The 25,712-nt window shown below is 39.4% G+C and carries 16 protein-coding genes; 12 read left to right on the top strand and 4 right to left on the bottom strand.

All coding sequences use genetic code 11. From position 1 onward, the window contains the following. Genes FHR29_RS03255 through FHR29_RS03265 form a run of 3 tightly spaced genes read left to right on the top strand, consistent with a single transcriptional unit; the run spans position 1 to position 4,849 of the window. Positions 1-357: a response regulator transcription factor gene (locus FHR29_RS03255; RefSeq protein ID WP_132773900.1), complete on the top strand. Its 357-nt coding sequence runs from the start codon at positions 1-3 to the stop codon at positions 355-357. Between the two features lie 8 nt (positions 358-365). Next, on the top strand, positions 366-1,433 hold the full coding sequence (locus FHR29_RS03260) for a hypothetical protein (RefSeq protein WP_132773898.1): 1,068 nt from the start codon (positions 366-368) through the stop codon (positions 1,431-1,433). Next, positions 1,427-4,849, top strand: a complete 3,423-nt coding sequence (locus FHR29_RS03265; RefSeq protein WP_183912286.1) for a sulfatase-like hydrolase/transferase — start codon at positions 1,427-1,429, stop codon at positions 4,847-4,849. The genes FHR29_RS03260 and FHR29_RS03265 overlap by 7 nt, the downstream gene beginning before the upstream one ends. Here FHR29_RS03265 and FHR29_RS03270 read toward each other — a convergent pair. Beyond that, positions 4,846-6,087, bottom strand: a complete 1,242-nt coding sequence (locus FHR29_RS03270; protein ID WP_183912288.1) for a YaiO family outer membrane beta-barrel protein — start codon at positions 6,085-6,087, stop codon at positions 4,846-4,848. The genes FHR29_RS03265 and FHR29_RS03270 overlap by 4 nt on opposite strands. 243 nt (positions 6,088-6,330) lie before the next feature. Next, complete coding sequence (locus FHR29_RS03275; protein WP_132842448.1) at positions 6,331-7,227, bottom strand: AraC family transcriptional regulator; 897 nt, start codon at positions 7,225-7,227, stop codon at positions 6,331-6,333. Between the two features lie 194 nt (positions 7,228-7,421). Here FHR29_RS03275 and FHR29_RS03280 point away from each other — a divergent pair, with 194 nt between their 5' ends. Beyond that, a complete protein-coding gene (locus tag FHR29_RS03280; protein WP_183912290.1) occupies positions 7,422-8,402 on the top strand; it encodes an aldo/keto reductase in 981 nt (326 codons plus the stop codon). 211 nt (positions 8,403-8,613) lie between these two features. Next, positions 8,614-9,753, top strand: coding sequence for an aldo/keto reductase (locus FHR29_RS03285; RefSeq protein WP_183912292.1), 1,140 nt, complete (start codon positions 8,614-8,616; stop codon positions 9,751-9,753). Positions 9,754-10,008: 255 nt separating this feature from the next. Here the strand turns inward: FHR29_RS03285 and FHR29_RS03290 are convergent, their stop codons facing one another. Together FHR29_RS03290 and FHR29_RS03295 are read right to left on the bottom strand one after the other, a co-directional pair. Continuing rightward, positions 10,009-12,378, bottom strand: coding sequence for a glycoside hydrolase family 127 protein (locus FHR29_RS03290; protein WP_183912294.1), 2,370 nt, complete (start codon positions 12,376-12,378; stop codon positions 10,009-10,011). Between the two features lie 105 nt (positions 12,379-12,483). Beyond that, positions 12,484-13,188 carry an NrtR DNA-binding winged helix domain-containing protein gene (locus FHR29_RS03295; RefSeq protein WP_183912296.1) on the bottom strand — a complete coding sequence of 235 codons (705 nt, stop codon included), beginning with the start codon at positions 13,186-13,188 and terminating at the stop codon, positions 12,484-12,486. A gap of 308 nt (positions 13,189-13,496) precedes the next feature. Between FHR29_RS03295 and FHR29_RS03300 the strand changes: the two genes are divergently transcribed. From FHR29_RS03300 to FHR29_RS03330, 7 genes are all read left to right on the top strand, one after another. Continuing rightward, positions 13,497-15,170 (top strand): ribulokinase, encoded by a 1,674-nt coding sequence (locus tag FHR29_RS03300; RefSeq protein WP_183912298.1) that lies wholly within the window; start codon positions 13,497-13,499, stop codon positions 15,168-15,170. Positions 15,171-15,233: 63 nt separating this feature from the next. Then, positions 15,234-15,932 carry an L-ribulose-5-phosphate 4-epimerase gene (locus tag FHR29_RS03305; protein WP_183912300.1) on the top strand — a complete coding sequence of 233 codons (699 nt, stop codon included), beginning with the start codon at positions 15,234-15,236 and terminating at the stop codon, positions 15,930-15,932. A gap of 76 nt (positions 15,933-16,008) precedes the next feature. Continuing rightward, positions 16,009-17,511, top strand: a complete 1,503-nt coding sequence (gene araA, locus FHR29_RS03310; protein ID WP_183912302.1) for an L-arabinose isomerase — start codon at positions 16,009-16,011, stop codon at positions 17,509-17,511. A gap of 59 nt (positions 17,512-17,570) precedes the next feature. Then, the gene (locus tag FHR29_RS03315; protein WP_183912304.1) at positions 17,571-19,271 is read left to right on the top strand and encodes a sodium:solute symporter family transporter; all 1,701 of its coding nucleotides are present in this window, start codon (positions 17,571-17,573) and stop codon (positions 19,269-19,271) included. A 37-nt stretch (positions 19,272-19,308) separates the two neighbouring features. Beyond that, the gene (locus FHR29_RS03320; protein ID WP_183912306.1) at positions 19,309-20,451 is read left to right on the top strand and encodes an aldose epimerase family protein; all 1,143 of its coding nucleotides are present in this window, start codon (positions 19,309-19,311) and stop codon (positions 20,449-20,451) included. Between the two features lie 6 nt (positions 20,452-20,457). Then, positions 20,458-22,419, top strand: coding sequence for an alpha-L-arabinofuranosidase C-terminal domain-containing protein (locus FHR29_RS03325; RefSeq protein ID WP_183912308.1), 1,962 nt, complete (start codon positions 20,458-20,460; stop codon positions 22,417-22,419). 711 nt (positions 22,420-23,130) lie between these two features. Further along, positions 23,131-25,710, top strand: coding sequence for an alpha-L-arabinofuranosidase C-terminal domain-containing protein (locus tag FHR29_RS03330; protein WP_183912310.1), 2,580 nt, complete (start codon positions 23,131-23,133; stop codon positions 25,708-25,710). Positions 25,711-25,712 lie beyond the last annotated feature (2 nt).

Consider the following 25,712-nt stretch of genomic DNA (forward strand, 5'->3'; position numbering starts at 1 on the left):
ATGTTGATTTTAATAGCGGAAGACGACGAATTGATTTTACGAACAATAGAACATAAATTAATTAAAGAGGGGCATACTGTCATTTTAACACGCAATGGAAAGGAAGCTATTGAAAAGATCAGTGAGTTGGATCTTGATCTTGTTGTGACCGATATCATGATGCCGTTTGCATCGGGTATCGAGATTTTGTCGGCCATGCACACAATAGGAAAAAAAATACCGGTCATTGTGCTTTCTAGCATGGGACAGGAGGAAGTTGTGACAGATGCATTTGATTTAGGGGCATCAGATTTTATGGTCAAACCTTTTAGTCCAAATGAACTGCTGCTGCGGATAAAACGTCTGACAGGTAAATAAAGGTTATTATGTTTCAAAAAATAACACTTCACGAACTGGTATTGGCCATAATTATTGTATTTGTGCTGGTATTGCTATTGATTATTGCGGTATTGTTTTATAGTTTTTATAAATACCGTGTTTTATCTAATAGACAAGTCTGGACACAGATCATTGAAAATAAGATTACTGAATCTATAGTGTTGGGACAGAATTTTGTTGAAAACGATGAATCCTTTGATATGCATCTGCGGGAACCAGCGTTCAGAAGTGTTTTTTTAGATCTTTTAGTGGCTTCAGAACGCAAATTTTCTGGTGTTGCCCGAGAAGAGATTACACATTTATTTTATAAGTTTAGTCTTGAGGATGAGGCTTGGCGTAATCTGATTAAAAAGAAAGCATATCACATAGCAGGAGGGATTCAGGAGCTGACCGCAATGCGTGTTTTACGTGCATTACCTACATTTACATCCTTGCTCGAGCACCGGGAGAAACAGGTATATTTAGAAGCACAGTATGGAATAGTCAGTTTTAAAGGAGCTGAAGGTTTAAGTTTTTTAGACAACCTGAAGCATCCTCTTTCTGAGTGGCAACAGCTTCGTTTACTAAATTCTATTATTGATATTCCCGATCCGCAAATTGTCAATATTACTTTATGGTTGCGAAGTGAAAATACATCTGTGGTTATTTTTACGCTGCGTTTAATGCGTAAATTCCAGATGTTGTCTTATTATAATGAAGTGCTAGAATTACTAGCGCATAATGATACTGCTGTAAAGCTACAGGTAGTGCGTACACTGGAGGCTTTTGAAAATAATAATACGATGGAGCAATTGGTGAGCGCTTTTCCAGAAGAAACATTAGCCGTTCAGATTGAGATCCTAAAAGCAATGAAGGTGTCCAAGAGTCTGGAATGTGATGCGTTTTTGAAAAAACAGTTGTGGGAGCATCCAGCAGTTGCGATCAAAATCTGGTCCGCCGAAGTGTTAGTTAGTTTAGGGGAGCGTCAGTATTTACGGGATATGGCTTTGGATGAGAACACGCCGGATGAGTTTAAACATATTATTAACCACGCATTGCAGGAAAAAGTATGCTAGAATTTTCACATATTGTTTACGAAGTAGTGATCTGGATATTTCTTGTATATTCGGCCGCTATATTTTTGATCTCTGCGTGGGTGGGTATCTATGCCTATGGTGCAGTAATACGTTATAAGCATGATAATTCCTATACTGATTATAATCTCATTGCAACCAATGTCAATGCACCTCGTTTTAGCTTAATCGCCCCGGCCTATAATGAAGGTATGACCGTCGTTGAAAATGTACGATCGTTATTATCTCTCTACTACCATAACCTAGAAATTATTATTGTTAATGATGGAAGTCGTGATGATTCTATGGAAAAGCTTATTGAAGCTTATGCATTAGAATCTGTTCCGTTTTTTATACAAGGTGATCTAGAAACCAAAGAGATCCGCGGTATTTATAAAAGTAAAAATGCCGCTTTCAAAAAGCTGATTGTCGTTGATAAAGAGAATGGCGGGAAGGCAGATGCGCTCAATGTGGGGGTAAATATATCTTCTGGCGATTATATCGTCTGCATCGATGTGGACTGTATACTAGAGCAGGATGCACTTTTAAAACTTGCAAAACCTTTCCTAGAGCAGACTGATAAAAGGGTCATTGCTTGTGGTGGCGTCATCCGTTTAGCTAATAACTGCCGTATAGAAAATGGTAAAGTAGTTGACGTTAACCTTCCTAAATCTTGGCTTGGACGTACACAGGCTTTGGAATATATTCGTGCTTTTGTATTGGGAAGAATGGCTTGGTCCCGAGCTTCTGGTCTTATCTTGATTTCAGGGGCTTTTGGGGCTTTTGATAAACAGATTGTACTAGCCTGTGGTGGATATGACAGTAAAACTGTAGGTGAAGATATGGAACTGGTGGTACGCATGCGCCGTTATATGGAAGAACAGAAACTTCCTTATGAAGTGGTCAACATACCGGATCCATTATGTTGGACTGAGGTGCCTGAGTCTAAGGAGATTTTGAAAAAGCAGCGGAATCGCTGGATGAGAGGTACCATGGAAACACTTTGGAAGCACCGTAAGCTTATGTTCAACCCGAAGTACGGACGGTTAGGAATGGTCAGTATGCCCTATTGGTTTTTCTTTGAATTCCTTGGTCCTGTAATTGAATTTTCAGGATATATTATTTTTCTGATTTTTCTTTTTCTCGGTATTATAAACTGGCCATTTTTCTTTGCACTCTTTGCGCTGGTTATTTCATCGGGGATCTTATATTCTATTTACGCTATTTTGGTCGACTTGGTGAGTCACCAGGTGTATACCAAGAAACAAGATCTTTCCAAATTGATAGTTACAGCTATTTTGGAACCTTTTTATTTCCATCCAATTGTAGTCGGTGCAGGTGTACGCGGTGTGGTGGATTATTTTCGTAAACAGCATAGCTGGGGCGATATGAAACGTCAGGGTTTTCAGCAAGGGGCTGAAGATATTCCATTTTTTAAACGGATTGGTTTACAGTTGCGTATTGGATTGAAAAATTATGGTGCTGTAAGCCTTGTGTTTTTAGTGTTGTATATGCTTTCTGTCGCTGTAGAATGGTGGTGGTATAACGGGCAATTTCCACAATTAGGTCAATCAAATGGTTTAATACCACTTCTTTTGAATAATCTCGTTTTCGCTTTTCAGATACTAAGTGGTTGCGGTCTTGTGTATCTGATAGTACAACTTGTTCATCTTTCAGTAGCCAGGATATTATCCATCGTGTTATTATCTTTTGTCGTAGTAATGCAATATATTTTATTTTTATATTTTGCAGAATCACGCAATTTGTTGGGAGCGGATATGTTTTATTATAATACTGCCGAGATGATGCAAATTTTGGAAGCGAGTGGTATGCTGAGTTTTACCAATATCGCTTTATTAATCTTGCTCGTCGCATGTGCCTATATTCCTTTTTGGATAGCGTCGAAAAAAACGATTAAGAGCACCTATGTAGGCCTAAGTATGCTATTTTTAGGAGTTATTGTAAGTTTTATTCCTGTAGACCGCTTTAAGGTTTTTAAGATATCTGGTGATGAGTTTGCTCAAAATGCTGCTCGTAGTAAATGGCGTTATTTTCTAAATTCTAATGTCACCAATTATATCGAAGAACATCCGGGAATGTTGGTATTTGGAGCAGAAAAAGAGACGTCAGGGGAAAACCAAAGCTATCCTTTTCTTCGAAATGAAGATACAAAGGACATATTAGGGACCTACTTTCAAAAAAGTTCATCTGTCCCAAATTTGGTCATTATTGTGGTCGAAGGATTAGGGCATGCCTATAGTTCTCCTTCAGGGTATATCGGAAATTTTACACCTTTTATAGATTCTTTATCGAAGAAGTCCTTGTATTGGGAGAATAATTTAAGTTCTTCAGGTAGAACTTTTTCTGTTTTGCCGACATTGACAGGATCGTTGCCCTTTGCTTCGCATGGCTTCTTAGAACAGGATACTCTACCGGCACATTTTAACCTGTTCAATATCTTAAAAGCAAATGGATTCAATACAGGTTTTTTCTATGGCGGTAATTCAAAGTTTGATTTCATGGAAAAATTCATGACTTACAGTAAAGTGGATACTTTGGTCGATCAGTGGTCTTATGCCGAACCATATAAAAAGCTTCCCGAAAAAGGGGGAGAAAGTTGGGGGTATGAGGATCAAGCGGTATTCGCAAAAATGTTGGAGGTACAGAAAGTGCAGCAGACACCTTACTTTCATCTTTTGTTAACGCTCTCTACCCACAATCCTTTTCTAATCAATAATGCTGCTTTTTATGAAAAACTTTTTGATAAGCGGTTAGCTCTGGGCGATCTGACACCTGATCGCAAAAAATGGGCTTTGCAAAACCGGAAGCAACTGGTGTCTGTATTGAACTTGGACGATGCATTGCAACAGTTTTTCATGGATTATCAAAAGCGGGCAGATTTCGCTAATACGATCTTTATTATAACCGGTGATCACGCTATGCCTGAGATTCCTTTAGAAAGTAAAATTGATCGCTATCATGTTCCATTAATGATTTATTCACCATTACTAAAGGCGGCACATACTTTCCGTCATAAGGTAAGTCACTTTGATGTGACACCTTCTCTGCTTGCTTTTTATCGTAATAATTATCAGGTGAATACCCCAGGACAGGTAACCTGGATAGGCCGTGGTCTGGAGATCGGAGCTTCTGCTAAAGGAAATGGAGCGGCGATGATGCAAAGTAAGAATCAGTTGATTGACTTTGTCTATGGTGACTACCATATTTCGGATGGCCAGTTGTATAAATTAGATGCAACACTTAATGAGGAACCTCTTTTTGAGGGTTCGGAGCGTGATCTGCTCATCAAGCGTTTCGAACTGTTTAAGCGTCAGAATAAGCAATTCTATACTAAGAAACAGCTACTGCCTGACAGTATTTTTAAGAATTATTTTAAGCAAACGATATCAAAACCCTAAAAGGTTTTGATATAGCCCACTGTGATATCGATCTGATTACCCTTCTCATTAGGTCTAAACTCTTGATTGAAGTATGTAGAAGAAATGGAAAACAGATTTGTACGGTTGACCGAAAAGTTATATTCTGCTCCGATCTTGAATGTTTTAAGCTTATAAATGGACTGGTCTAGGAGATTATTCCGGTTTTCTTCAGGACTAATTCCTGTTCCGATTAGAAATCCTAAATAGTCATTTGCTCCTTTGGTATAGTATCGAACTGTACCAGCGTATGACTGTGATATATTTTCATTGCTTGGGGTCAGATACGTTTTTAGGTTGAACCAGAAATTCTGATAATATTTGCCAATTGATGCTGTATACATCCAGATGTTGTCACTGAAATATAGCTGTCTGTATCCGACTTCACCCTCAAAGCTGTGCGGTAAATTTGCATATAAAGAAACACCAGTTCTGTATTTAGGAAATATACCTACATTGTTGGAATAGCCCCCAGCCACATAGAGATAAAACATTTTAGATAATCTTGGATAAGCCTCTACTTCAAATTGTAGTCCATTGTCAGCAAATTTATTCGCATAGTTTGTTCTGAAGATTACTGATCCTAGTGGGGTAGCTCTTTTATAACTAAGTGCTACAATATGCCAGTTATCGTCAAATTGTTTGTCAAAGTGAACAAAGTTATAATTAAGCCCGATAGCATTTTTAGCTGTATACTCCTGGATACTTTTTGCTAAAGCTCTTGCTTCAGCATTTTTAGGATTTAATTTTAGTAGGTTATTTACTGATTTTTCAGCACTTTCATACGCATTATTACTGTAATCTATTTTTGTCCTCAAAAGGAGAAGATCTTCTGAGGTCGGGTGAAAAGAAAGACCTTTATCCACCAAGTTTATTGCTTTGGCCGCTTGATCGTTCCAGTACTCTAAAGAAGCATAGGCTATGTACAAATCTTCATCTTGCACATTTTGACTTTCTAATTTGGAAAATATGGTACGGGCACTATCTATTTTATCAGACCAAGTGTATAGACGTCCTAAAAAGATACTGATATCCGTATATTCGGGAGCCTGTTTCAAAGCCTGTTTACTGATTTTTATCGCTTCCGCATAATTTTTTTGATCAAAAGCCTCTGTTCGTGCTTTAACAAAAAGTTCATCGGCAGTCAGCGTTGTTTCCTGGCCAAAGGAAGCAAACGGAAATCCAAATAAGCAAAGCGATAAATAAACAAATTTATTCATTTCCAATAGATTGTTTTATGTAATATGGTCGATCTTAATAAGCTATAAAGTTAATGAAATTTGTTTGAGATTGAACTGGCAAAATAATTTTATCATCATGCATATAAATCGTCGGCGGTCTTCTTTAAAACAAATTGACAAAGTTGATAAAGACTGGATAGACTTCCTTTGGTATTTCTTCTTACTTAATAACATTTTAAGACAGTCTTGAGGAGAAACTTGTGGATTAAGACTATTATATAATTAATTTAATGATCGGTATTCGGAGGGAGACATGCCTACTTTTTGCTTGAACAGACGAGTGAAATGCTGGGGATAATTGAAACCTAATTCATAGGCAATTTCACTGATTGATTTTTCGTGATCAAAAATTCTTTCTTTGGCGAAATCGATAACCTTAGTTTGGATATATTCCTGCGCAGTAATACCAGTTTCACTCTTGATGATATCGCCGAAGTAATTTGGAGATAGGTTCAATTCTGAAGCACAGTAAGCTACCGTCGGTAGTCCGATTTTTTGAGATTTATCTTCGGTAAAATAAGCGTTTAATATATCTTCGAATTTTTCCAGTATACCCTTGTTGGAATGGTCCCTGGTTACAAACTGTCTGTCATAGAATCGGGTACAGTAGTTTAAAAATAATTCAATATTGGATGTAATCAATGTTCTGCTGTGCTTGTCAATGCTTTGTTCCATTTCATATTGGATTTTGGTAAAGCAATCTAAAACAATATGCCGCTCTTTTTCGGAAAGATGTAAAGCCTCGTTTACATCATATGAGAAGAAGTTATATTCATGGATTTTCTTTCCCAATGAAGTTCCTTTGATCAGGTCTGGATGAAACAAGAGTGCCCACCCTGAGGGTTGAAAGGTTGTGATATTAGGTTGTACGCCCAATACTTGTCCCGGAGCAATAAAAACCAATGTTCCTTCCTGAAAATCATAATTGTTGCGACCGTATTTCAATTCGCCACATTTTAATTCTTTCAGAAAGATGGCATAAAGACCAAAGTTAAAAGTCTGTGCAGGCATCGGTTTTGTTTTCGATAAGTCGATTACTGTAATTAAGGGATGCAAGGTTTCTATGCCACGCATTTTATTGTAGGCATCAATACTGTCTATTTTGATGATTTCTTCCATAACTCTTTTTTTATAATTCAATATTAAGCAATTACAGCATAGGTCGGGATAGGCTTAGGCTATTAACAGTAATAATGGTAAGCATTGCCGTAATCTGTATAAGCAAGAATCAACTGAACCTAGCGAATTTTGTCCTGTTATTTAACAAATGATGATTGGCTAATGAATTTAAACAAATTAAATGGGTAAAGAAAATGAAAAAGCGAGTTTTAGGAAATAGCGGAGTTGAAGTGTCAGCAATAGGGATGGGCTGTATGAATCTGAGTTTTGGTACTGGAAAGGCAGTTAGCATACGGGAAGGTGTTCGTGTGATACGTGGAGCTTTTGAGAAAGGAATCACATTTTTTGATACAGCGGAGGCTTACGGACCTTTTACAAATGAAGAATTGGTGGGTGAGGCGTTGATCCCTATTCGCAAGGAGGTCGTTATCGCAACCAAGTTTGGTATGATCTCGGAAGAAGGTGGCTTGAACAGTCGACCTGAACACATACGTAAAGTTGCAGAAGCTTCGCTTAAGCGATTAAGGACAGATTATATTGATTTATTTTATCAACATCGGGTTGATCCGAATGTTCCGATTGAAGATGTCGCCGGTACGGTGGGAGATTTAATTGCGGAGGGGAAGGTAAAGCATTTTGGACTTTCTGAGGTGGGTGCATCTACTATCAGAAAGGCACACGCTATTCAACCGGTCACTGCTGTTCAAAACCAGTATTCGATCTGGACACGTGAGCCGGAACAATATGTGCTACCGCTTTGTGAGGAATTGGGAATTGGTTTTGTGCCGTGGGGCCCTTTGGGTACTGGTTTTTTGACCGGTACGATAACAGCAGAAACTACCTTTGATCCTGAAACTGATCTGCGCGCGAGCTTTCCCAGATTTACCAAAGTAGCGATGCAGGCGAATATGCCTTTAATCAAAATGTTAAATGCATTGGCACTAAAAAAAGGAATATCAACGGTGCAGCTCGCATTAGCTTGGTTGCTTAGTAAAAACCGTCTTATTGTTCCTATCCCGGGAATGGATAAGCTCGACTACATTGATGATAATATTCAGGCGCCCAACGTCATGATGACAGCCGAGGATCTGATCGAAATAGAGGTTGCCCTGAGAAGGATCTCCATTCAAGGTGAGCGCCTATCTGCTGAATTGCTCGCGATCTCGGAAGAATAGGATGATGATTCATGTAATCTTAGAACATGTTGAGTGTCTGATGGGAGCCTTAAAGCATGTAATCTGTAATAATGGTAAGTTAAACAGTAATTTGTATCCTATAATGCTACATATTTGTGCCGATTTTTGAATAAGTACAAGAACGTGGATTCTTTAGAGCTTGAATCGACTTTTGGGATTTTTTAAATAGTAAAGAATAAACTTAAATGATATGGAACAGAATAATCGAAGAGACTTCTTAAAAAAGGGAGCGTTTATCGGAACGAGCTTATTGGCAACTTCTTCTTTAGGACTTGTAGGATGTAATCGTTCATCCGAAAAAGAAAACCATAGTGACAAAAGTAAAATGAATCTTTCATCAGAAAAAAGGACTTTGGGTAGAGGGAAGCAACGTCTTGAAGTATCGGCTTTGGGATTAGGCTGCATGGGTATGAGCTATCATCGGAGTTTTATTCCCGATCGAAAGGCAATGATTGACTTATTGAGACGCTCTCCAGAATTGGGATTGAATTTTTACGATACAGCAGAAGCGTATGGTCCTCTGTTCAATGAGGAACTGGTTGGGGAGGCATTGGCTCCGTTTCGTAAGGATATCATCATAGCTACTAAATTTGGTTTTAAAAATGGTAAACCGTCTGAAGGTCTCGATAGTCATCCAGATCGTATTAAAGCAGTTGTCGAACATTCATTGAAAAGCTTAAAAACAGATTACATCGATTTATTGTACCAACATCGTGTTGATCCTAATATCCCTATTGAAGAAGTCGCTGGTGCAGTGAAAGATCTCATAGCAACAGGCAAGGTGAGGCATTTTGGAATGAATGAGGCGAATGTGGACAATATAAGAAAAGCCCATGCTGTGCAACCGCTAACAGCTTTGCAGAGTGAATATTCTTTATTTACACGTGAACCGGAAAAGGATGTGATTCCGCTATGTGAAGAATTGGGGATTGGTTTTGTCCCGTATAGTCCGCTAAGTCGTGGGATGATTACGGGATACTTAAATGAGCGTTCAATATATGATCCTAATAATGATAACAGGCCTTCATTGCCGCGGTATCAACCTGAAAATGTAATTGCGAATTGGAAATTGATTGACACTCTTAAAGAATTTGGAGATCTCCGTGGATTAACCGTTGCACAGGTGGCACTGTCATGGCTCTTAGCGCAGAAATCTTTTATCGTACCGATTCCAGGGACAACTAAATTAGCCCATTTGCAGGAGAATCTTTGGGCTGCAGTTTATGCATTTTCCTCTTCAGATTTGACTAGTTTGACGGCAAAGCTAAATGAGATTACAATTGTCGGCGACCGCTTAACAGGGTTATCTGCTGAGCAAGTAAAGAAGTAAGATGGTTATCATTATAATTGGTTGATTGGTAGGCTCCCAGAAGAAATTCTTGGAGCTTTTCTATTTTTAATGGAGATATGGAATTTTAATTTAATTGCCACTGATTCCGTATTGAAATTGCTTACGGAAAAAATCATTGATTTGAAGGCGGATGAGGAGAAGTAAAAATATGAACCCTGAGACTGGGTATTGAGTCTCAGGATATCATCATGCAAGGTAAAGTATTGCCAGTTATAGACATAATTGTCTCAATTTTTATTGATTATTGAGGATACGAATTTCGAGAATTTTGTGGCTTCTATTCTGGTCTGCTCCTTTGATTTTTATGTTTAATTGTTTTTCTGCTTCTAGACCCTGTGTCAATGTGAAACGTGCTGTTTTGATATCAGATGTTGCTGTAGCTGGCATTAATTTTCCAACGATAACATCGTTTACCATGATTTCTGTCGTTCTTGGACCTTCTTCCGTTAGATATTTGATATAGATGTCTGCATTTTTTCCATCTTGCTTTTTTAAGATATAACTGAACCAGCCGTCTGCTTCACGCCAACGGGTATCGTCAAATACACCTGCATGACTATTCAGCTGTTGAATAAAATGATCAGATTCCGGTTGTTGCTCCCCGCAGACAACTTTATCCATGGTTAGGGTGTTTAAACGGAGACTCTCTTGTTCATCGCGTTGCATTTTTTCCTGTGTACCAGCAAGCTCTTGTTCCGTCGCTTGCGGCCAATAGATGATATAGCGGCTATCGTGAATCTTGTAAAATGGTTCTAGCTCCATGGTTAGTGCTTCTTTTCCTAGTCGAAGTCCGGATAACGAAAAGTGTAAAGGTTTTGATGCGATGGGCTTCACTAAATTAGGGATGGTACTTGCTTCACTGCTCAGTATCGGTAAATCACGTAAAGGTATCTGCACCCCTTTTGCCACATGCCCCATACGGCTGTCGTCGGCCAGTAAATCCGGTAATGGCTCAGTCGCAGTACGTGCCCCTAAGACAATGGGACCATAGAGTACGCTATAATAGTTACTGTGATCAGGCAATTGTTCTGTATGGATACCCATAGGGAGCTCAATTTCGACGCGATCAGCTTTTTTCCATGTCCGCTTGATGGTGATGAAGTCCGTTTCTCTAGGATTGGTCTTTTGTACTTTTCCATTGATCCTGACCACTGGTTCTTTCTTTAACCACGCTGGTTTGCGGATATGCAACGTAAAGTTCGCTGCGTGGTTTTTCGGATGAATACGTAATGTGGTATTTGCTTGTTCAGGAAAATTATTTTCCTGAACAATTTCGACTCCTTGTTCTTGCCAGTTTAAACGAGAAGGAATAAAGAGGTTGACAAAAAGCTCAGCCTCCTTGTACGCGTAGATCATCTCTCCATATTTGGCATGATTTTCCATTCCCGATCCAACGCAGCACCACATGCTGGTATGGGGCTGTGAATAGACCCGGTAATGGCCAGGACGAATTTGTGTGAAATAGACAAAGCCTCCATGTTCAGGATGTTGACTGGAAAGGATATGGTTATATAAACTTCTTTCGTAATAATCCAGATATCGACCTTGCGGATCGGTCTGATATAACATTTTTGTTAAACGGAGCATATTATAAGTATTGCAGGTTTCAGGACCTTCAATACTGTGTACCATCTTCGAGAAATCATCTGTAGGATTAAAATGTTCACTAACACTATTACCACCAAAGGAGATAGAACGTTGCGTCACGACACTTTCCCAGAAATAGCGAACAGCATCTTCCCATGTTTCATCCTGCGCAAGATCAGCGATTCTTTTGAATCCTAGTACTTTTGGGATTTGTGTGTTGGCATGTTGACCGGTTAGTTTATCCTGGTGTTTGATCAATGGATCTAACACATCATGATGGCTAAACTGACGCGCAAGTGTTAGATAGGCAGGGTTTTGTGTGATGGCAGCAACATCTGCAAAGATTTCATTGAGACCCCCATGTTCACTGCGCAACATATCCTGAATCTCCTTCTCAGACAATTGTTGCACAAGGGCAATAGCCCAATCAGTCATTTTGATCAACATGTCCTTAGCTTCTGGAGTGCCAGTGAGGAGGTAGACATCTCGTAAACCGGCATAGGTTTTATGAATATTATATAAAGGGACCCATTTACCATTCAACGTGAATCCGCCGGCTTGGATATTCCCCTTTTTGATTTCCTCCCAGATGGTTTTTCCGTCGGGAACACCACCGATGTATCCATTACCATTGGCATCTTGGCAGTTTTTCAAATTGGACAGCATATAATCCAATCTTTTTTTGATTTGTATGTCATTTGTTGAAGCATACATATGTGCTAGAGCGGAGAGGTAATGACCACCTATATGACCATCTAATCCTGTGTTTTCCCAATTGGTATAAGATTCTTTTTTTTGTGGTAAACCTGCTTCGCGAAGAAAAGGAGCGAGTAAACGATCTGCATCAAGTGTTAATAAATATGTTAAATCTAGATCCTCAGCATGTTTGAATTCACCCGGAAGTAAACGGACATCTTTCAGTTCAAAATAGCTTATTTGAGGTTTCGTTTGAGCAGCTAGTATGCTCGTAAAGATAACCGCGTAAGTAGCATAGGAAAGGATTAGTTTTAGCTTCATAAAAGTTCAGGTGGAGGTAATGATTTTGTAATAGAGTGTTAAATGTTATTTATACATTTATTTAGCTAGGCAAAAAAAATGGCTCTTGTACGTGAGCGCATTTGACTAACCATTTAAGGACCAACTCGGTAAGTAGCTTAAAAATGACATGATCTTTTCTTTATAAATATCTTTGTTTAAACGGAAGTAGAAGGCTCCTTTTTTCGAATTTTCTTTGTCTTTTTCCTTAAGTTTTATGATCAGTTCTGAAGACAGGAGCTTACGACTAAAATTGCGAGTATCCAGTTCGGTATCATAGACACCTTCGTAAAGTGCAACAATTTGTGGAATGGTGAATTTTTCAGGCAATAGCTCAAACAGAATGGGGTAGAGAGCAGCTTTCATGCGCAATTTTTGTTTTGCTTTCTCGATCATCTGAGGGTGGTCGAAAATCAATTCCGGTTGTTCTTTGAGCGGAAACCAGCGCGCTTCAAACTCCTCACTAATAATATGCTGATATTGGTGGGTATCAATCAATGCGAAATGTGCGATGCTGACAACTCGGCCATATTTTTCACGGTCAGGATCTCCAAAGATACCGCAGTCTTCCATATAGACATCTTCTAAACCTGTTAGTTTTTTTAAGATACGGGAAGCCGCCTGCTGTGGATTTTCATCAGGTTGAACAAATCCTCCCATTAAGCTCCATTTATTTCGTTCGGGCTCGAACCCACGTTTTATCAGCAAAATTTCTAGTGATTCGCCATTAAAGCCAAAAATAATACAGTCCACAGCTAATAATAAGCTTGGTTCGTTCTTGTAAAAATCCATAATTGATTAATCTCGTTTTATAATTAATTAAAGATACAAAATGTCTCGTATCTGTTATAATATCTAACATGTTTAAGAAATAATATATTTTCTGTCTTTTTTATACGATTGCGTGATAAAAAAGGTCATATTTTATTTCTATCGCAATACAAATCAACGAAAAAAAAAATTAAAATTTCATTATTTAAAAAAATAAATGTTAATTTGACATTAATTACTAGAGACGCCGAATCGCATGATGGATTCGTGAACGTGTTTTAATATGTAATTGATTATAAATCAATATTATAAACCAAATCAATCAATAAATGAATAAAGCTTATGTGATCGGCTTAGATTACGGGAGTGATTCCGTTCGATCGGTTTTAGTAGATGCGGCAAATGGCGAAGAAGTTTCTAGCGCTGTATTCTATTACCCGAGATGGAGCAGCGGTAAATTTTGTGATCCGATGACGAATCAGTTTCGTCAGCATCCGTTAGACTATATAGAGGGACTGGAATCAACGATACGAGAATGCCTTCAAAAGGCCGATAATGATGAGATTGTCAAAGCGGTAAAAGCAATTTCTGTCGATACAACTGGCTCTACACCGATAGCTGTTGATAAACAGGGAATACCGCTCGCTTTGTCCGATCGTTTTGCAGACAATCCCAACGCGATGTTTGTGCTTTGGAAAGACCATACAGCAGTTCAAGAAGCGAAGGAAATTAATGCGCATGCACAAAAATACGATACGGATTACTTAAAATATGTTGGTGGAATATATTCGTCAGAATGGTTTTGGGCAAAATTGCTTCATATACTGCGTGATGATCAGGATGTTCGCAAGGCACTATATACCTGGGTGGAGCACTGTGACTACATCCCGTTCTTATTGACAGGAGGAAAAAGTGCTCAGGATATCAAACGTAGTGTTTGTGCGGCAGGGCATAAATCTTTATGGGCTGTTGATTTTGGTGGTCTTCCACCGAATCATTTTTTTGCAGAACTGGATCCGTATTTAGATGGTATGGTTGATCGTTTATTTACCGAAACGTATACTGCTGCCGAATCTGCTGGAACGCTCTCGGAAGAATGGGCAGACCGACTGGGACTTTCCACTGATGTAGTTGTTGGTGTTGGTGCTTTTGATTGCCATATGGGTGCTGTAGGTGGACAGATCGAACCGTATTATTTAAGTAAAGTGATGGGAACTTCTACCTGTGACATGTTGGTAGCTCCGCAAAATGAGGTGGGCAACACATTGGTAAAGGGTATCTGTGGTCAGGTCAATGGTTCGATTATCCCGGGTATGATGGGTATGGAAGCTGGCCAGTCGGCTTTTGGTGATGCTTATGCTTGGTTTAGACAAGTGTTATCATGGCCAGTTACTAATTTAATTGCGCAATCAAACGATTTTTCGGCCGCAGATAAAACAAAAATCGCGAACCTTATTGATACACAATTAATCCCTGAATTAAGTCGAAAGGCTGAAGCATTACCGGTCACAACATCTTCTGAATTGGCAATAGATTGGTTTAATGGCCGTCGTACACCTGATGCTGATCAAACTTTAAAAGGCGCTTTAATGGGGCTTCATCTTGGTACAGATGCGGTACGTATCTTTCGATCAATTGTCGAAGCTACTTGTTTCGGAGCAAAAAGTATAGCAGATCGTTTTGTAGAACAAGGGATTCCAGTCAAGGGATTAATTGGTATGGGTGGAGTAGCAAAAAAATCTCCATATATCATGCAGACCATGGCTGATGTGATGAATATGCCTATCCGTATTCATAAATCTGAACAGACTTGCGCTATAGGGGCGGCTATGTTTGCGGCTACTGCGGCTGGTATTTATGCTAAGGTTGAAGATGCTATGGAAGCGATGGGGCAGGGTTTCGAAAAAACTTACGAACCTCGTGCTGAGATGGTCGCCATCTATGCCAAACGATACCAGCACTACCTTAAGCTCGGTACATTTATCGAAGAAACTAAACACTAAGCGAAAAGTGTCGTAACGCCTTACTAATTGTTACCGCTCTTCATGATTTTTTAATTTAAAATAATGATATATACATCTATAAAAGAAGAAGCTTATCAATGTAATATGCAGTTGCCTCAATTGGGACTGGTACTTTTTACTTTTGGTAATGTAAGTGTTGCGGATCGTGACAAGGCTGTATTTGCCATTAAACCCAGTGGAGTGCCTTATGATCAATTAACACCGGATCATATGGTTATTGTTGATTTTGAGGGTCGTGTGGTTGAAGGTAAGCTGAGGCCATCATCAGATACGAAAACACATGCTGTACTTTATAAGCATTGGGAAGGTGTGGGTGGTATTACACATACGCATTCAACTTATGCCACTGCTTGGGCACAGAGCCAGCGTGATATTCCCATTTTTGGAACGACTCACGCCGATCACTTAACTTCCGATATTCCTTGTGCGGCACCTATGGAAGATGATATGATAGCTGGTAATTATGAATACGAAACTGGATTTCAGATAATCAATCATTTTAATGAACATAAGCTCGATTACAAGGAAGTGGAGATGATTTTAGTTGGTAACCATGCACCTTTTACATGGGGGAAAACGGGAGATAAATCGGTATACAACAGCGCTGTTTTGGAAACAGTAGCAAAAATGGCTTTGCTTACGGAGCAGATCAATCCGAAGGCCCCACGTCTAAAGGATGCATTGATCAAAAAACATTATGAACGTAAGCATGGTGGTGCTGCGTATTATGGTCAAGAATAAAAATACCTAATAATCAAAAATAAACGAATAAAATTGAAAGGAGATTGGATCTAAAGCCAATCAAAAATTATTAACTATGAATATCGATTTAAATAAATTGGAAGTTTGGTTCGTTACTGGGAGCCAGGATTTATATGGTGAAGAGACCCTAAAACAAGTGGCGGTACATGCTGAAGAAGTGGCACAATACTTTGCGGCACATAGAGAGATCCCTGTACAGGTAGTATACAAACCCATTGTCAAAAATAGTGAAGAAATATACAGTACTTTAACTGCTGCTAATGCTGCTGCAAACTGTATCGGTGTGATTACATGGATGCATACATTCTCACCCGCCAAAATGTGGATTAGAGGATTGCAGGCTTTACAGAAACCTTTACTTCATTTGCATACTCAGTATAACCGTGATATCCCTTGGAGTTCGATGGACATGGATTTTATGAATCTAAACCAAAGTGCACATGGTGATCGTGAATTTGGTCATATTGTGACTCGTTTGAATATTGGTAGAAAAGTAGTTACTGGTCACTGGAAAGATGAGGAGGTCATTGCACGCATAAATGTGTGGGTACGTGCAGCAGCTGCTTGGCATGACTGGCAAGGAGCAAAATTTGTTCGTTTTGGTGACAATATGCGTTACGTGGCGGTTACTGATGGAGATAAAGTGTCTGCAGAGGCAGAATTTGGATTTTCAGTGAATACTTATGCCGTTGGCGATCTTGTTGCTGTGGTCGATGCAGTAACGGAATCTGAAATCAATATGTTGTTAGCGGATTACGAGGCGACTTACGATTTAGCGCCAAATGTATTGGAAGGTGGTGAGCAGCGTCATAGTTTAGTTGAAGCTGCCCGTATTGAACTTGGGTTAAGGAAGTTTTTAGTATCGGGAAACTACAAAGGTTTTACTGATACTTTTGAAGATTTGCATGGACTTGTACAGCTACCGGGATTAGCAGTGCAGCGATTGATGGCAGAAGGATATGGATTTGCTGGTGAAGGTGATTGGAAAACACCAGCTTTAGTGCGTGCATGTAAAGTAATGGGTGCTGGTTTGCCGGGTACTACAGCATTTATGGAAGACTACACATATCATTTTGATCCTGCGAATGAAATGGTACTAGGTTCGCATATGCTTGAGGTGGATCCTGCTTTAGCAGCTGATAAGCCTCGAATAGAAGTACATCCGTTGGGAATTGGCGGTAAGGCCGATCCTGCGCGTTTGGTGTTTGATGGCTTAAGTGGTCCTGCTTTGAATGCTTCACTGATTGATTTAGGAACTCGTTTTCGCTTGATCGTCAATAAAGTGGTGGGTGTCGATGTGAAAGAGGAGTTGCCTAAATTGCCGGTGGCACGGGTTCTATGGAAACCCCTTCCGGATATGAAAACTGCTTGTAGTGCATGGATCTATGCTGGTGGTGCTCATCATACTGCTTATAGTTTAAGTTTAACACCTGAATATCTGGAAGATTTTGCCCGTATTGCTGGACTGGAGTATGTCGCTATTGATGAAAATACGACGTTGACGCATCTGGAAAACCAATTGAAGTGGAATGAACTCTATTTTTTAATGAAGAAATAAACGAAATTGTCCTTCTGTTTTTTTGCAGAGGGACTTCATCATAAGCAAGTCGCAACACTATGGATAAATTTGCAACGGTAGATTACATCATCTTTGTCGTCTACTTTATTATTGTAGCCGGATATGGCTTCTGGATTTACAGCAGAAAAACAGCAGCCAATAATAGCAGTAAAGACTATTTCTTGGCAGAGGGTTCATTGACCTGGTGGGCTATTGGGGCATCATTAATTGCATCCAATATATCTGCCGAACAATTTATTGGCATGAGTGGTAACGGATTTGAGGTCGGTATTGCCGTTGCGGCTTACGAACTCATTGCTGCTGTAGCATTAATTATTGTGGCCGTGTGGTTTATACCTGTTTATCTGAAGAATAAAATCTTTACGATGCCACAGTTTTTAAACAATCGATACAATGAAACGACCAGTCTGATTATGGCTGTTTTCTGGCTTTTCTTATATGTGTTTGTCAACCTAACTTCGATTTTATACCTCGGCGCAATCGCTATATCGAGTATGGCCGGTGGGGGTGATAGTTTTCACTTGATCATGGTGGCACTGGCTGTATTTGCTGTGATTATTACACTAGGAGGTATGCGTGTCATCGGTTTTACCGATGTCATTCAAGTAGTAGTCTTGATTATCGGCGGTATCGCTACTACTTATGTTGCATTAACATTGGTGAGTGAACACTTTGGTCTAGGCAAGGACGTATTGGCTGGTTTCAACAAGCTAATGGAAGATTCGCCTAAGCACTTTGAAATGATCGTGGATAAACCTGGAGTCGGCGCGACACAAGAGGAGATCAATAAATATTTGATGTTGCCCGGAATAGGCATGTACCTGGCAGGTATCTGGATTGTGAATTTGAATTACTGGGGCTGTAATCAATACATCACCCAACGTGCATTGGGAGCGGATCTAAAAACTGCGCGTATGGGTATTTTATTTGCAGGCTTATTAAAACTGTTAATGCCGCTAATCGTGATGTTGCCTGGTATAGCAGCTTATGTACTTTATAAAAATGGAGCATTGCAAGAAGAGATGGCTCCAGGAGGGGTATTTCATGCTGATAATGCTTATTCTGCCATTCTTGGACATCTGCCAAATGGCATGAAGGGTTTAGCACTTGCGGCACTAACGGCTGCTATCGTTGCCGGTTTAGCGGGTAAAGCAAATAGTATTGCGACTATTTATACGTTGGATATCTACAAAAAATACATCAATGCAGGTGCTTCGGAATCGAAAATGGTATGGGTAGGTAAAATCACGATCGTCATTTCTATCCTTGTGGCTGTCCTATTTACCTGGAATGATACATTAGGAATTGGTGGTGCTGGAGGATTCACTTTCATCCAAAAATACACGGGCTTTATTAGTCCTGGTGTATTTGCAATGTTCTTATTGGGAATGTTCTGGAAACGTACCACAGGTCCTGCTGCAATCACGGGATTGATTTCGGGATTTGGTTTATCGATATTTTTCAATGAGTTTGCAACAAAGGTATTTGGTCCTGAAACTTGGCTGTACACAGCCTACATCAATAAAAGCGGCAACTACGAAATTCCATTTCAGATCTGTATGGGACTAGCTTTTGCTTTTACCTTGGCCATGATGATCGGTGTTAGTTTATTGGGTCCAAAAGAGAATCCAAAAGCATTTGTTCTGGACAAAAAGATGTTCAAAGTAGAGCCCTCGATTTTGGTATTGATTGTGGTAACACTCTTATTAGTAACAGCTATATATGTGCGTTTTTGGTAGATGTAATAATGATTAATCAATTGTAAATCATAACAATATGAATAGTAAAATTATAAATGGTATTTTATTGACCTCCGTATTGGCTTGTGGTTGCCAACAGAGCTCGAATAAACAGCATACGAATGAAACGACAGATTCTGTGGATAAGTCTTTTGATACGGTTATCGATAGTAAAGATGTCAAATTGTATACATTAACGAATGGCAAGCTTAAAGCTGCGCTGACAAATTATGGTGCAAGGTTAGTGAACTTACAGGTTCCTGATAAAGCCGGCAACTTGACAGATGTGATCCTTGGTTATGACAGTGCTGCAGCGTATAAAGCTAATGCAAGTAATTTTTATGGGGCTATCGTAGGTCGTTATGGAAATAGAATCGGGGATGCAACTTTCACTTTACAGGGAGTTAAATACGAACTGGAGAAGAATGATGGTAAAAACTCCCTGCATGGCGGTACACATGGTGTGTACAATCAGGTATGGGATGTCGCGAATAGTTCGGATACATCCATCACATTCACTTATATTTCTCCTGATGGAGAGGCTGGTTATCCTGGAGAAGTGAAAATGCAGGTAACTTATACTTTAAGTCATACAGGCGGACTGGTAATGGATTATCAAGCGACTACGGATAAAGAAACCGTATTAAACTTAACGAACCATGCTTATTTCAATTTAAGTGGTGCAGGATCTGCAACGATACTGGATCACGAACTGCAAATCGATGCCGAGGCAATTACAGAAGTTGATGACACTTTGATACCAACAGGAAAAAGTATTCAAGTGGGGGGAACACCATTTGATTTTCGTCAAGCATTTGTCATCGGTGATCGCATTGAAACAGAGGATGTCCAATTAAAAATTGGAAAGGGTTATGATCATAACTTTGAATTGTCTAAAGCGTCTGGTTTTAGAAAGGTTGCATCTGTTTATGCACCGAAAACGGGAATAGAAATGCAAGTATTGACCACTGAACCGGGTTTACAGTTTTATAGTGGCAATTTCATGAGGGACACTGATCCAAAAGGTAAAAGTGGTTTGGCATATCCCTTCCGCTCTGCTTTTTGTTTAGAAACACAGCATTATCCAGATGCACCTAACCATCCAGCATTTGCTTCTACCGTGTTGAAACCAGAACAGACTTATAGCACGAAATCTGAATATAGATTTACCATAAGATAATATAGGATGAAAAAAATTGAGCTATTATTAGCAGCTATGATGGTTGGATCTACGTCATTATTTGCACAAACTCCTGTAAGTTTTAAAGTAGACCTTGACCAATCTGCAGGAAAGATGTCACAAGGCATGTGGGGTGTATTTTTTGAAGATATTAACATGGGTGCCGATGGTGGAATATATGCTGAATTAGTTAAAAACCGATCTTTCGAGTTTAACGAACCTTGGATGGGATGGAAAAAACTGACTAAAGAACCAGAAGGCACTTTTCTAATTACAAACAACAGTAAACGAAAAGGAAATCCGCGCTCATTGAAGATTCATAATCCAAAGGGTGTCCAGCTTGGGGTGCAAAATGAAGGGTTCCGAGGTATGGGAATTAAGAAAGGGGAGCAGTATGAATTTTCACTTCTTTTTAAAGAAGCTTCTAGCGGAATGCGTATTCGTGTCGAATTGCTAAATGAAGAGGATAAAGTGATTGGATCAAGTGAGTTAACATTGGCTAGTGGAAGTGATTGGCAAAGTGGGGCATCAAAATTTACGGCTTTAGAGACTGTTGCTAAAGGTAAGTTGAATGTCTGGATCGAAGGAGCGGGCGATGTGGAAGTGGATATGATTTCTCTTTTCCCAATGGATACCTGGAAAAATAGACCTAAAGGCTTACGTAAGGATATGGTGCAGCTATTGGCAGATATGAAACCTGGATTTATCCGTTTTCCTGGAGGTTGTATAGTGGAAGGTAGGGATCTAGCGAGTCGGTTCCAATGGAAAAAAACAGTAGGTCCGATCGAGGAACGTGAATTGATCATTAACCGTTGGAATACTGAATTTAAGCACAGACCGGCACCGGATTATTTTCAAACTTTTGGATTGGGATTTTATGAATATTTCTTAATGGCTGAAGATATTGGCGCTAAGGCAGTGCCCATCTTAAACTGTGGGATGGCATGTCAGTTTAATACGGCAGAGCTTGTTCCAATGGATGAGTTGGACACATATGTTCAGGATGCACTGGATCTGATTGAGTTTGCCAATGGGGCTGTGACGACTACTTGGGGTAAACTTCGTTCGGACATGGGGCATCCGGCTCCTTTCAACCTGGAAATGTTGGGTGTAGGGAATGAAAATTGGGGACCTCAGTATATAGAGCGTTTAGCTGCATTTAAAAAGGTTTTAAATGAGAAGCATCCTGAAATCGCCATTATAGCAAGCTCAGGAACAGATCCCGATGGCGAGCGTTTTGCTTATCTGGATGAACAATTACGGGAGATGAAGATTGATATTATTGATGAACATTATTATAGACCGCCATCATGGTTTTTGTCGAGTGTATCTCGTTATGATGATTATGACCGTAACGGTCCTAAAGTGTTTGCCGGTGAATATGCTTCACACACTACGCGACCAAACGGTCCTGGTCGGAGTACTTGGGAAGCAGCTCTATCAGAAGCAGCATTCTTAACTGGACTCGAACGAAATGCTGATGTTGTGCAAATGGCATCGTATGCACCATTATTTGGCCATGTGGATGGCTGGCAATGGACTCCAGATTTGATTTGGGTGGATAATTTAAATGCATATGGAACACCAAGTTATCAGGTGCAGAAATTGTATTCCACCAATACTGGTACGGATATCGTACCCGTTAAATGGAATGGAGCTGCTGTCGCAGGTAAAGATAGTTTATTCGCATCGTCTGTTTACGACAGTATCACGAAGGAATTGATTATCAAATTTGTGAATTATAATAGTAAACCGGTACAGGTTAACTTTGATATCAACTCGAAGAAAAAACTTAAACAAAATGCTATGAAAACGACATTGGCAAATGGGGACTTGAGTATATCAACAAGTTTTGAAGAACCATTGAAAATACAGCCCAAAGTGGAACAAGTTAATTATAAAGGGAAAAAGATAGCAGATACGTTTGCACCATACTCTTTGACAGTCATTAAGCTGGCTGTTCAATAAAATAAGTTTTTTACAATGATACGGTCATGGGTCGCAATGCAGTGCAAAATCACCATGAACTATACGAAGCTTTGTCTTAGACAAAGCAGTTATATGATTAAGCCTGAAGCCTTCACCTAGGCGTCAGGTTATAAATATACTCTTGATCGTATCATTTTGTTGACTCCATTATTATTTGTCTGCGGAGATGTGATGAGCATGATGCAGCCGGTGAGGGGAGATATGATCTGAAGTTCTACTTGGTGCCATTTGGAAAAGTGATTACAATTACTATGGTCTTTAAAACCGTTCGAAACAGTACATCTTGGTTTTGTTGGTACTGTAGGCGGACATCATTTGAAATGGATGCGATCTAGAAAAAGGCATTACATCAAAATAACCTTTAAACCGAAAGGTGAAGCAGGCATATGGTTGTGTTGGCGCTTTTAGGTTGATGTAAGTTATCTATTTCGGATTATTTCAAGGTATTTACGGTGTAAATATGGGCTTAAAGGCGGAGGTGAAGCAGTCAGTCTTGATAGGGTGCAGACTGTTAAACTAATGTAACTTTAATTTCTATTTGGCACCATCTAGGACTCTTCATTTTATGATAAAAATAAAAGGTGTACACCTCCATTGTTTATATTCATGACTCAATTATTGATTGATAAAAGATATCATAATTGAGTTGTGTTATTGCAAATAAATAACTCATATTAATTTTTTATTCTGATGAAAAAACAGCTTATTTACATATGCTTATTGCTTTTCTTTCTTATACAACATTCAATATTGTATGCCAATGAACCGGATTCGGTTTATATTTTTGCCTATAGCTCTGGAAAGAATGATCACCATAATGGTTTGCATTTTGCGTGGAGCCTGGATAAGAAGAAATGGAACAACATTGGCGCTGAAGCAAGTTTCTTAAGGTCTGACTATGGTCGATGGGGATCGGAAAAGAAGATGATTGATCCTTTTTTGTTTTTATCTCCAACGGGAACTTGGCATTGTGTCTGGAGTTTGAATAAAGAAGATGGTGCTTTTGCACACAGTGCATCGCGCGATTTGATACAGTGGGAGAGCCAGTCTTATCCTTTAGTATTTGCAGGAGGTAACTGCCTCAGTCCTGTAATTGATTACAACAAAACGACAGGTATCTACCAGGTCGTCTGGAAGACGGATCGGAATGTTGAAGAATATTATGCTGTAGAAACAAAGGATTTTAAAATATTTTCAGCAAATAAGAAAGTAATGGTTACTCAAAACAGCAAAGTTGAGGTACGTCTAGTGGATGGAATCTACACAGGGACTGTTCATAAAGTTGCGTGGCAAACACTTGAAAATCTGCTAAAAAAACAGCAATTGGATACTTACAAAGGAAAGTTGAACAGTGAACGGATGGTCGATGATGTGCAACGCTTTGCTTCACTTACTCCTCTAAAAGGAAAACTAAAATTAGATGAACATATTGCTGATCGTAAGATCAGTGATTTGCTTATTGGAGCATTTTTTGAAGATATCAATTATGCCGCTGATGGCGGATTATATGCAGAATTGATTCAGAATAGAGGATTTGAATACTCTGCTATGGACCGAAAAGAATGGAACAGTCTGACTGCCTGGAGTACGACGAATACGGAAACGATTCTTTCGATTGATACGGTATCACCGATTCACAAAAATAACCACCACTATGTAAGCATGCATGCTAAAAATGGAGGAGGAATTGTTAATGAGGGATTTGGTGGGATTTCTATACAGCAAGGCGAGCAATATAAGTTTTCGGTATATGCTCGAACAATATCTGGTCAATTTGGGCAACTGATCATTCGATTAGTAGATAGGAAGGGGAATACTATTGGTGAAACGAAAACAAAAAAAATATCTAAAAAATGGGAACAGTATAAATTAGATATGGTTGGAAACGCAACCATTTCGGATGCGCGATTGGTGATTACTTATTCCCATGATGGAGCAGTCGATATGGACATGATTTCGTTATTTCCTAAAAATACTTTCCGAAATAGAGCGAACGGTTTAAGAGCAGATCTTGCTACGACTATTGCTGACATGAAACCTCGGTTTGTGCGTTTCCCTGGCGGCTGTGTAGCTCATGGAGATGGTATCGATAATATCTACCATTGGAAAAATACGATAGGACCTGTGGAGCAACGAAAGCCACAGCGTAATCTCTGGGGGTATCATCAATCATTTGGCTTAGGATATTTTGAATATTTTCAATTTTGTGAAGATTTAGGTGCAGAACCAGTGCCTGTTGTGGCGGCAGGCGTACCATGCCAAAATTCAGGACATCATGGTCACGAACTTGGTGGGCAGCAGTGTGGCATTCCAATGGAAGATATGGGCGATTATATTCAAGATATTTTGGATTTAATTGAATATGCTAATGGAGATAGTAAAACTTTTTGGGGTAAGAAACGTGCTGAAGCGGGACATGTTGCTCCTTTTAATTTGAAATACATAGGTATTGGTAATGAAGATTTGATTACTGATATATTCAAAGAACGTTTTACAATGATCTATCAAGCAGTAAAAGAGAAATATCCTGATGTTAAAGTTATTGGAACGGCGGGTCCTTTTTACGAAGGATCGGATTATGTGGAAGGGTGGGATTTAGCGACAAAATTGGAGGTTCCTTTAATTGATGAACATTACTATAACCCTCCAGGATGGTTTATCCATAATCAGGACTTTTACGATCGTTATGACCGTAATAAGGCTAAGGTATATCTTGGAGAGTATGCTGCGCATCTTCCTGATCGTGCCAGTACAATTGAAACAGCATTGGCAGAGGCACTGCACTTGTGTAACGTGGAGCGGAATGCCGATGTCGTTACGATGACTTCTTATGCACCCCTATTGGCAAAAGAAGGAAATACGCAGTGGTCTCCAGATCTGATTTATTTCGATAATACGACAGTGAAACCTACTGTGGGTTACTATATCCAACAGGCATTTGGACAACATGCTGGCGATACCTATCTGTTTAGTGATTTACAGTTGTCTAATCAAGATGAAACGGTTCGTAAACGAGTTGGGAAATCAATCGTACGCGACGCTAAATCGGGTGATATCATCGTCAAATTGGTGAATTTGTTACCTGTTGAAATTGACCTTGAACTTGATCTTTCGACTATTGGTGTTGCAAATCAACAAGTGAATGCAAATGTTATTTCAGGAAAACCAACAGATCAGACAGCTAGACCTGTTGCAGTAACACTTCAATTAGACAGATGCAAATTGTCTCCTTATTCGTTCACCGTTTTTCGCATACCTGCTCAAAAATAAGT

The sequence above is a fragment of the Sphingobacterium sp. JUb56 genome, assembly GCF_014191365.1.
Classification (GTDB): domain Bacteria; phylum Bacteroidota; class Bacteroidia; order Sphingobacteriales; family Sphingobacteriaceae; genus Sphingobacterium; species Sphingobacterium anhuiense.

What these genes read in the sequence shown, in the direction of transcription:
- FHR29_RS03255 (WP_132773900.1), top strand. Translation starts at nt 1, where the DNA reads ATGTTGATTTTAATAGCGGAAGACGACGAATTGATTTTACGAACAATA.
- FHR29_RS03260 (WP_132773898.1), top strand. Translation starts at nt 366, where the DNA reads ATGTTTCAAAAAATAACACTTCACGAACTGGTATTGGCCATAATTATT.
- FHR29_RS03265 (WP_183912286.1), top strand. Translation starts at nt 1,427, where the DNA reads ATGCTAGAATTTTCACATATTGTTTACGAAGTAGTGATCTGGATATTT.
- FHR29_RS03270 (WP_183912288.1), bottom strand. Translation starts at nt 6,087, where the DNA reads ATGAATAAATTTGTTTATTTATCGCTTTGCTTATTTGGATTTCCGTTT.
- FHR29_RS03275 (WP_132842448.1), bottom strand. Translation starts at nt 7,227, where the DNA reads ATGGAAGAAATCATCAAAATAGACAGTATTGATGCCTACAATAAAATG.
- FHR29_RS03280 (WP_183912290.1), top strand. Translation starts at nt 7,422, where the DNA reads ATGAAAAAGCGAGTTTTAGGAAATAGCGGAGTTGAAGTGTCAGCAATA.
- FHR29_RS03285 (WP_183912292.1), top strand. Translation starts at nt 8,614, where the DNA reads ATGGAACAGAATAATCGAAGAGACTTCTTAAAAAAGGGAGCGTTTATC.
- FHR29_RS03290 (WP_183912294.1), bottom strand. Translation starts at nt 12,378, where the DNA reads ATGAAGCTAAAACTAATCCTTTCCTATGCTACTTACGCGGTTATCTTT.
- FHR29_RS03295 (WP_183912296.1), bottom strand. Translation starts at nt 13,188, where the DNA reads ATGGATTTTTACAAGAACGAACCAAGCTTATTATTAGCTGTGGACTGT.
- FHR29_RS03300 (WP_183912298.1), top strand. Translation starts at nt 13,497, where the DNA reads ATGAATAAAGCTTATGTGATCGGCTTAGATTACGGGAGTGATTCCGTT.
- FHR29_RS03305 (WP_183912300.1), top strand. Translation starts at nt 15,234, where the DNA reads ATGATATATACATCTATAAAAGAAGAAGCTTATCAATGTAATATGCAG.
- araA (WP_183912302.1), top strand. Translation starts at nt 16,009, where the DNA reads ATGAATATCGATTTAAATAAATTGGAAGTTTGGTTCGTTACTGGGAGC.
- FHR29_RS03315 (WP_183912304.1), top strand. Translation starts at nt 17,571, where the DNA reads ATGGATAAATTTGCAACGGTAGATTACATCATCTTTGTCGTCTACTTT.
- FHR29_RS03320 (WP_183912306.1), top strand. Translation starts at nt 19,309, where the DNA reads ATGAATAGTAAAATTATAAATGGTATTTTATTGACCTCCGTATTGGCT.
- FHR29_RS03325 (WP_183912308.1), top strand. Translation starts at nt 20,458, where the DNA reads ATGAAAAAAATTGAGCTATTATTAGCAGCTATGATGGTTGGATCTACG.
- FHR29_RS03330 (WP_183912310.1), top strand. Translation starts at nt 23,131, where the DNA reads ATGAAAAAACAGCTTATTTACATATGCTTATTGCTTTTCTTTCTTATA.